General features: G+C 72.2%; 8 protein-coding genes. 3 read left to right on the forward strand and 5 right to left on the reverse strand.

Annotation, left to right across the window (positions count from 1 at the left end; genetic code table 11):
• Positions 1 to 1620, forward strand: a 1620-nt coding sequence (locus tag DW296_RS07920; RefSeq protein WP_136051786.1) for an iron ABC transporter permease, incomplete at its 5' end; no start/stop codon positions are given.
• 69 nt (positions 1621 to 1689) lie between these two features.
• Here the strand turns inward: DW296_RS07920 and DW296_RS07925 are convergent.
• Positions 1690 to 2532, reverse strand: coding sequence for an alpha/beta fold hydrolase (locus DW296_RS07925; protein WP_136051787.1), 843 nt, complete (start codon positions 2530 to 2532; stop codon positions 1690 to 1692).
• 95 nt (positions 2533 to 2627) lie between these two features.
• Here DW296_RS07925 and DW296_RS07930 point away from each other — a divergent pair, with 95 nt between their 5' ends.
• Entirely contained in the window at positions 2628 to 3194 is a 567-nt protein-coding gene (locus DW296_RS07930; RefSeq protein WP_136051788.1) for a TetR/AcrR family transcriptional regulator, read from the forward strand.
• 87 nt (positions 3195 to 3281) lie between these two features.
• Entirely contained in the window at positions 3282 to 4097 is an 816-nt protein-coding gene (locus DW296_RS07935) for a TspO/MBR family protein (RefSeq protein ID WP_136051789.1), read from the forward strand.
• Here DW296_RS07935 and DW296_RS07940 read toward each other — a convergent pair.
• From DW296_RS07940 to DW296_RS07955, 4 genes are all read right to left on the reverse strand, one after another.
• Positions 4094 to 4765 (reverse strand): response regulator, encoded by a 672-nt coding sequence (locus DW296_RS07940; protein WP_060922829.1) that lies wholly within the window; start codon positions 4763 to 4765, stop codon positions 4094 to 4096. The two genes, DW296_RS07935 and DW296_RS07940, sit on opposite strands and share 4 nt — an antisense overlap.
• Complete coding sequence (locus DW296_RS07945; RefSeq protein ID WP_136051790.1) at positions 4762 to 7323, reverse strand: ATP-binding protein; 2562 nt, start codon at positions 7321 to 7323, stop codon at positions 4762 to 4764. Before DW296_RS07945 ends, DW296_RS07940 begins: the two co-directional genes overlap by 4 nt.
• Positions 7320 to 7925, reverse strand: a complete 606-nt coding sequence (gene kdpC / locus DW296_RS07950) for a potassium-transporting ATPase subunit KdpC (RefSeq protein WP_136051791.1) — start codon at positions 7923 to 7925, stop codon at positions 7320 to 7322. Before kdpC ends, DW296_RS07945 begins: the two co-directional genes overlap by 4 nt.
• 20 nt (positions 7926 to 7945) lie before the next feature.
• Positions 7946 to 8696: HAD-IC family P-type ATPase (locus DW296_RS07955; protein ID WP_136051792.1), on the reverse strand; the 751-nt coding region annotated here is incomplete at its 5' end.

The raw sequence follows: 8696 nt of genomic DNA on the forward strand, positions 1-8696 counted from the left end.
GCCGGCGGGGCGGGGTCGTCCACGACCCGCCTCATCCTCGCCGGCACCGCGCTCGCGCTCGCCTTCCAGGCCGCGACCTCGACGCTGCTCATCCTGTTCGACGAGGAGACCAAGGGACTGCTCGCCTGGGGGAGCGGGAGCCTGTCGCAGCTCGGACTCACCGCGTTCCTCCAGGCGGCGCCGGTCGTCGTGGTCGTCACGGTGCTCGCGCTCCTGCTCGCGCGGCGCCTCGACATCCTCACCCTGGGGGACGACACCGCCTCGTCGCTCGGCGTGCCGATCCGGTCGACGAGGACCATCGGGATCCTCCTCGCGGTCACCCTCACGGCGGTCGCGGTGACGCTCGCCGGGCCGATGGGATTCGTGGGGCTGTGTGCGCCGGTGCTCGCGCGGCTGCTGACGCGGGTGGTGCCGAGCCTGAACCGCCACGTGCTGCTGATCCCCGCGTCGGGGCTCCTCGGCGCCCTCGTCGTCATCCTGTCCGACTCCCTCCTGCGTGCGCTCATCGGCGCGGAGGCCGCGATCCTCATCCCGACCGGCGTCGCGACGACGCTGCTCGGTGCGATCGTGCTCGTGCTCATGGCCAGGCGGCTCCGTGACGCCGGACCCACGCGGGAGCCTCCGCGGGTGCGCTTCGGCGTCCGCAGCCGCCTGCGCTTCCGGATCACCCTCGCCCTCGTCGCCCTCGGCGTGGTCGGGGTGCTGCTGCTCGGCCTGCTCGCCGGGCACACCTGGCTGCTCACCGGCGACATCGCGCTGTGGCTGCAGGGGCAGGCTCCCGCGCCCATCGCCTTCGCCCTCGACGAGAGGGCGCCGCGGATCGTGGCCGCCGTGGTCGCCGGCGCCGCGCTCGCGCTCTCCGGCGCCGTGATCCAGGGGGTGAGCCGCAACCCGCTCGCCGACCCGGGCATCCTCGGCGTCACCGGCGGCGGCGGGCTCGGCGCGGTGCTGGTGATCACGAGCATCACGTCGTCGACGGGCGGGATGATCGCGGGAGCCGTCACGGGCTCGCTGCTCGCCTTCGCCCTCGTCTACCTGCTGTCGTGGCGGGGAGGCCTGAACGCGGACCGGTTCCTGCTGATCGGCATCGGGGTCTCGTACTTCACGGTCTCCCTCACGACCTTCCTCCTGCTGCGGTCGAACCCGTGGGACACCCCGAAGATCTACACCTGGCTCTCCGGCACGACCTACGGGCGGGTGTGGGAGCAGGTCGTCCCGCTGGCGATCGTCCTCGTGATCGCGGTGCCGTTCGTGGTGATGAGTCGCCGGGAGCTCGACGTGCTGTCGCTCGATGAGGACACGCCGCGACTGGTCGGCATCCGGCTGGAGCCGGTCCGGTTGACGCTGCTGCTGGTGGCGGCCGTCCTGGCGGCGCTGAGCGTGACGGCGATCGGGGTCATCGGCTTCGTGGGGCTGGTGGCGCCGCATGCCGCGCGGGCACTGGTGGGCGCACGGCACTCGCGGGTGATCCCGACGGCGGTGCTCCTCGGCGGGCTGCTCGTCGGCATCGCGGACACCATCGGCCGGACGGTGATCGCCCCCGCGCAGCTTCCGGCGGGCCTCGTGGTCGCGCTGATCGGCGCCCCGTACTTCGTCTGGCTGCTCTGGCGCTCCCGCTGACCCGCTTCGAATCGCGCAAATGGCCCCATTCCCGGAGGAAATGGGGCCATTCAGGCGATTCGAACGGGGTTACCGGGCCAGGAACTGCGTCAGCGCGGCGTTGACCTCGTCGGCGTGGGTCCAGAGGAGGCCGTGCGGGGCGCCCTCGACCTCGACATACTCGGCCTCCGGGACGGCCTGACGGAAGCGGCGGGCGGTCGCGTCGATCGGCAGGATGTTGTCCTTCGTGCCGTGCAGGATCAGGGTGGGCTTGGCGGCGGCGGCCACGGCCTTCACGTCGTCGCGGAAGTCCTCGATCCAGGTCGGGACCACGGCGTACGCGGCGACCGGGGCGCTGGTGACGGAGAGGTTCCAGTTCGCGTCGACGACCTGCTGGCTGATGCGCGTGCCGAGGTTCTCGTCGAGGTTGTAGAAGTCCTTGTAGAACTGGGTGAACCAGGCGTAGCGGTCGCCCTTGGCGGCGGCCTCGATCCCGTCGAAGACCTCCTGCGGCACGCCCTCGGGGTTGTCGTCGCGCTGCACGAGGAAGGGCTCGAGCGACGCGAGGAAGGCGAGCTTCGCGACGCGATCGTGACCGTAGCGGCCGACGTAGCGGGCGAGCTCGCCGGTGCCCATGGAGAACCCGACGAGCACGACGTCGCGGAGGTCGAGGGTCTCGAGCACCGTGTTCAGGTCGGCCGCGAACGTGTCGTAGTCGTAACCGGAGCCGACCTTGGAGGACTGGCCGAATCCGCGGCGGTCGTAGGTGATGACGCGGTACCCCTGGGCGAGGAGCTCGCGGGTCTGGCGCTCCCAGCTGTGGCCGTTGAGCGGATAGCCGTGGATCAGGACGACGGGCTGGCCGCTGCCCTGGTCTTCGTAGTAGAGCTCGATCGGGGTGGTGTTCTCGGTGCCGACGGTGATGTAACCCATGATGTGTTCCTTTCGGTGCCGGTGAGAACGATCGTTCTCGCCTGATGTGATCAATCTAGAGAACGTACGTTCTCGTGTCAAGTAGACTTCTGGACATGACCGAAGACGAGGCCCGCGAACGCATCCTCTCCGCCGCGGAGGAGCTCTACTACCGCAAGGGCTACGCGGCGGTCGGCATGGACGAGCTCCGGTCCGCCGCCGGGGTGTCGCTGCGGCGCGTGTACTCGCTGTTCCCGGCGAAGACCGACATCGTCGCGGCGGTGCTCACCCGGAAGCACGCCGAATGGGAGCGGGGACTCACCGCCGCCGTGGCGCAGAGCGGCGACGACCCGCGGGCCCGCCTCCTCGCGGTCTACGGCTACCTGGAGGACTGGTTCTGCAGCGACGGGTTCCGGGGCTGCGCCTTCATCAACGCGTTCGGCGAGCTCGGGGGGACGAGCCCCGAGGTGGCCGCGATCGTCCGCGCGCACAAGGCGTCGTTCCAGCAGTACATGGCGGAGCTCGTCGCAGCCACCGGCGCCCCGGCGGGGCTGGCCGCCCAGCTCTCGCTCCTCGCCGAGGGGGCGCAGAGCACCGCGGCGATCGGCGCGGACCCGGAGGCCGCCGTGCACGCACGCCGCGCCGCCGAGGTCCTGATCGACGCCGCCCTCGCTCCGGCCTGACGCCCCCACTCGCTAACCTGGTTAGCGAAACCGGGAGGTCCTGTCAAGGCCACTGCCTTCCATGCCCGCCCCGCGTAGGGTGCGGGCATGGAGACCTCGACCAAGGGCATCGCCCGCCAGAGCCTCGTGATCGCCGCCGCCGTGTTCATGCTGATCGCCGCGGCCATCGGCGCCGGAGCATTCGGCGGGGACTCCGTCGACGAGCTCCAGAACGGTGCGCTCTCGGCGCAGGGCTCGTACCTCGCTCCTGCCGGCCCGGCCTTCTCGATCTGGTCGCTCATCTACGTGGGGCTCCTCGCCTACACCGTGTGGCAGGCCCTCCCCGGCCAGCGCCAGGACGAGCGTCAGCAGGCGGTCGGCGGCTGGATCGCCCTCTCGATGGTCCTCAACGGCCTCTGGCTCGTGACCGCACGGTATCTGACCCTGTGGCTCACCGTGCTCGTGATCGCGCTGCTGCTCGCGACGCTCGCCCGGGTCATCGTGCTCCTCGGCCGGTTCCCCGCCCGCACCCTCGCCGACCGCCTCCTCACCGACGGGGCGAACGGCCTGCACTTCGGCTGGGTGACGATCGCGACGGTCGCCAACACCGCCGCCTGGCTCACGCAGACCGTCCCGGGCCTCGGGGCGGACGCCCCCGACGCCTGGGCCGTCGCCGTGCTCGTGGTCGTGCTGGTGATCGGTGCCGCGTCGGCCTGGTTCACGGGCCGCCTCGCTCCGGCGCTCGCGACCGCCTGGGGCCTGAGCTGGCTTGCGGTCGGGCGGCTCACCGGTGAGCCGGAGAGCACGGCCACCGCCATCACCGCGATCATCGTCGCGGTCCTGCTCGTCGTCGTCGGCGTCGTGGCGGTCCTCCGGCGGCGTCGCGTCGCCGGCACGCGCGACCGTGCCCCGCTCGGTCGCTAGAGGACCAGCCGGTAGCCCATCCCCGATTCGGTGAGGAGGTGGACGGGCGCCGAGGGCTCCTGCTCCAGCTTCTTGCGGAGCTGCGACATGTACAGCCGGAGGTAGCCGGAGTCGGACACCTGCGCGCTGCCCCAGATCTCCTTGAGGAGATCCTGCCGCGTCACCAGCGCGCCCGGGTGCCGCGCGAGGTGCTCGAGCATCCGCCACTCGGTCGGCGTGAGGTGCACACGGGTGCCGGCACGGGTCACGGTCTTCGTCGCGAGGTCGACGACGACGTCCCCGAACGCGACCACGGATTCCCCGTTCGCGGCGACGGCACGGCGGGAGAGCGCCCGGAGCCGGGCCAGCAGTTCATCCACCTGGAAGGGCTTCGTGACGAAGTCGTCCGCCCCCGCGTCCAGCGCCTCGACCTTGTCGGCCGAGCCCGTCCTTCCCGACACGACGATGATGGGCACGCTCGTCCAGCCGCGGAGGGCCTGGATCACCTCGATGCCGTCGAGCCGGGGCATGCCGAGGTCGAGCATGATGAGGTCGGGGTGGGTCTGCGCCGCGGCGGCGATCGCGGCGGCGCCGTCGGCGGCCACGACGACCTCGTAGCCGTGCGCCGCGAGGGTGATCCGCAGCGCACGCACCATCTGGGGGTCGTCGTCGGCGATGAGGAGCTTCACTCCGTGCCCTCCGTGTCGGCGGTCCCTGCGGCGAGCGGCAGGGAGATGACCATGGTGAGTCCGCCCCCGGGGGTGTCCTCCGGTGTCAGGCTACCGCCCATGCCCTCGGTGAATCCGCGCGACAGGGCGAGCCCGAGCCCCAGACCCGTCGTGTTGTCGGTGTCGCCGAAGCGCTGGAACGGCTGGAAGATCGCATCGCGTCGTTCGGGCGCGATGCCCTCGCCGCGGTCGACGATCCGGAGCTCCGCCCGATCCCCCAGCCGGCTGCTCGACACGAGCACACGGCTTCCCGCCGGCGCGTGCCGGTGGGCGTTGGCGAGCACGTTCACGAGCACGCGCTGGAGCAGCACCGGGTCGGCGTGCAGCGGCGGGAGGTCGGGATCGAGCGTGAGCTCGACGTCGGCGGGCCCGAGGCCGAGCTCGTCCACGGCGGCCAGCACGGGGCCGGCCGCGTCGATCCGCTGAGCCGAGACCGCGAGCACCCCCGCCTCCACGCGGCTCACGTCGAGGAGGTCGGTGACGAGGGCGGAGAGGGTCGCGAGACTCTCGTCCGCGGTCTCCAGCAGCTCCGCGCGGTCCTCGGCGGACAGGCCGTGCGCGCCGCGGAGCCCGCCGATCGCCGCGACGGCCGAGGCCAGCGGCCGCCGGAGATCGTGACTGACGGCGGAGAGCAGGGCGCTGCGCACCTGGTCGGTCTCGGCGAGGGCCTCCGCCTCCCGGGCGGTCGCGCGGAGGTCGGTGTGCTCGATGGCGGCGGCGAGCTGGGCGACGATCGCGTCGAGCAGGCGGCGCTCCGGACCGGCGATCGGCTCGCCGTTGAGCTCCAGCACGGCGCGCGGGCCCCCACCGGACGCGACCCCGACCGGGATGGTCGTGGCGCGGCCGTCCGGCACGGGCTCGCCGTCGCTCGCCAGCACGTCGCCGGACGGGGTGAGCAGCCGCACCCCGCTCAGCCCGAACGCCTCCCGCGTGCGGCTGACGAGGGCGAGCACGGCGTTGTCGCCGCGGAGCACGTTCCCGGCGACGGCCGCGAGGAGCTCCGCCTCGGCGGTCGCCCGTTGCGCGGTCCTGGCCCGGCGGGCGGCCTGGTCGACGATGAGGCTGACGAGGATCGCGATGATGACGTAGAGGGTGAGCGCGAGCACGTGCAGGGGGTGCGCGATCGTGATCGTGAACAGTGGCGCGACGAAGAGGAAGTCGAGGGTGATGCCGGAGAGCACGGCCGCGAACACGGCGGGCCGGATGCCGCCGATGAGGGCGACGACCACGACGAGGAGCTGGTAGGCGAGCACCTCGGCCGTGATCGATTCCGGGCTGCGGAACGTGAACATCAGCCACGAGAGCAGCGGACCGAACACCAGGGCCACGCCGAAGCCCAGCGCCTGACGCCGCCAGCCGAGCGCACCGCCGGTGATGCGGGGGAGGGCGAGCCGGCCGCCCGCCGCGGCATGGGTCACGATGTGCACGTCGATGTCGCCCGAGCGGCGGATGACCTCGGCGCCGATGCCCGGCCCGGTGAGCGCGGCGGCGAGGCGGCCGCGCCGGCTCACGCCGATCACGAGCTGCGTGGCGTCGGCGCCCTGGGCGAACTCCACCAGCGTCGCCGGGATGTCGTCGCCGATGACCTGATGGTAGGTCCCGCCGAGCGACTCGACGAGGGAGCGCTGCGCGGCGAGGGCGCCGGGGGTCTCGTCGCGCAGCCCGTCCTGGGCGGTCACGTGCACGGCGAGCAGCTCCCCGCCGGCGGATCGGGCGGCGATGCGGGCCCCGCGCCGCAGCAGAGTCTCGCCCTCTGGGCCGCCGGTGAGGGCGACGACCACGCGCTCGCGCGCCTGCCACGCTCCGGCGATGCCCTGTTCGGCGCGATAGCTGCGGAGCGCGCTGTCGACCTCGTCGGCGAGCCACAGCAGCGCGAGCTCCCGCAGGGCGGTGAGGTTGCCGAGCCGGAAGTAGTGCGAGAGCGCGGCGTCGATGCGCTCCGCAGGATAGACGAGGCCCGCGGCGAGGCGGTCGCGGAGCGTCTGCGGCGCGAGGTCGACGACCTCGATCTCATCGGCGGCGCGGACGACCGCGTCCGGGATGGTCTCGCGCTGGGCGATGCCGGTGATCTTCTCCACGACCGCGTTCAGCGACTCGATGTGCTGCACGTTCACCGTGGTGACGACGTCGATCCCCGCGTCGAGCAGCTCCTCGACGTCCTGCCAGCGCTTCGGGTTCCGTGAGCCGGGGGCGTTCGTGTGCGCGAACTCGTCCACGAGCGCGATCTCCGGGCCGAGGGCGAGCACCGCGTCGAGGTCGAGCTCGGAGAGGACGACCCCGCGGTGGGCGTCCTCCCGGCGCGGCACTGCGGGCAGCCCGGACGTGAGGGCGGCCGTGGCCGCACGACCATGGGTCTCGACGATCGCGATGACCACGTCGCGGCCCTCGTCGCGGAGTCTTCGGCCCTCGGCGAGCATCTCGAAGGTCTTCCCGACCCCCGGCGCGGCGCCGAGGAGGACGCGCAGTCTTCCGCGGCGGTTCCGGTCCGTCGCGGGGCGCGGCGGCCGCTCTGCGCTCATGCACCCTCCCGGTCGTCGAGTGCGAGATTCAGCTCCGCGACGTTGATGCGCTCCTCGCCGAGGAACCCCAGGTCCCGCCCTTGAATCCTAGACTCCACCAGCGCCCGGACCTCGTCCTCCGGCAGGTCGCGGGCGGCCGCCACCCGCGGCACCTGCAGCAGGGCGTACGCGACGCTGATGTGCGGGTCGAGACCGGAGCTGGACGCGGTCACGGCGTCCGCGGGCACCGCGGACGGATCGACCCCCTCCCTCGCGGCGATCTCGGCCTTCCGTTCGGCGATGGCGGCGACGAGGTCGGGATTCTCCGGCCCGAGGTTGCTGCCGCTCGACGCTGCTCCGTCGTATCCGTCGCCCGCCGCCGAGGGGCGGGACTGGAAGTACTCCGGCAGGGCCTCGCCCTCGGCATCCGTGAAGGACTGGCCGATGAGTGCGCTGCCCCGGTCGCCGGTGAGCATCGAGCCGTTCGCCTGCGCGGGGAGGAGGAGCTGGCCGATGCCGGTGACGAGCAGCGTGTACCCGACGCCGAGGACGAGGGTGAGGACGAGCATCGCGCGGACAGCGACACCGGCGGTGCGCATCGTGGTGCGGGTGGTGGACGACATGGCGTTCCTTTCAAGCCCGGTCAGAAGCCGGGGAGGAGGCTGACGAGGAGGTCGATGAGCTTGATGCCCACGAACGGGGCGATGACGCCGCCGAGGCCGTAGACCAGCAGGTTCCGCTGCAGGATCTGCGAGGCGCTCGCCGGCCGGTACTTCACGCCGCGCAGCGCGAGCGGGATGAGGAACACGATCACGATGGCGTTGAAGATGATCGCGCTCGTGACCGCCGAGGCCGGCGAGTGCAGCTGCATGATGTTCAGCGCCGCGAGTCCGGGGAACACGCCCATGAACATCGCCGGGATGATGGCGAAGTACTTCGCGATGTCGTTCGCGAGCGAGAACGTCGTCAGCGCGCCGCGGGTGATGAGCAGCTGCTTCCCGATGCGGACGATGTCGATGAGCTTGGTCGGGTCGGAGTCGAGGTCGACCATGTTGCCGGCCTCCTTGGCGGCGGAGGTGCCCGTGTTCATCGCGACGCCGACGTCGGCCTGGGCGAGCGCGGGGGCGTCGTTCGTGCCGTCCCCGGTCATCGCGACGAGGCGCCCGCCCTCCTGCTCGCGACGGATGAGGTCGAGCTTGTCCTCCGGGGTGGCCTCGGCGAGGTAGTCGTCGACGCCCGCCTCGGCCGCGATGGCCTTCGCGGTGAGGGGGTTGTCTCCGGTGATCATGACCGTGCGGATGCCCATGCTGCGCAGCTCGTCGAACCGCTCCCGCAGGCCGTCCTTGACGATGTCCTTGAGGTGCACGACCCCGAGGCGAAGACGGTCTTCGACC

The sequence above is a fragment of the Microbacterium sp. K36 genome (genome assembly GCF_004794355.1).
Classification (GTDB): Bacteria; Actinomycetota; Actinomycetes; order Actinomycetales; family Microbacteriaceae; genus Microbacterium; species Microbacterium paraoxydans_D.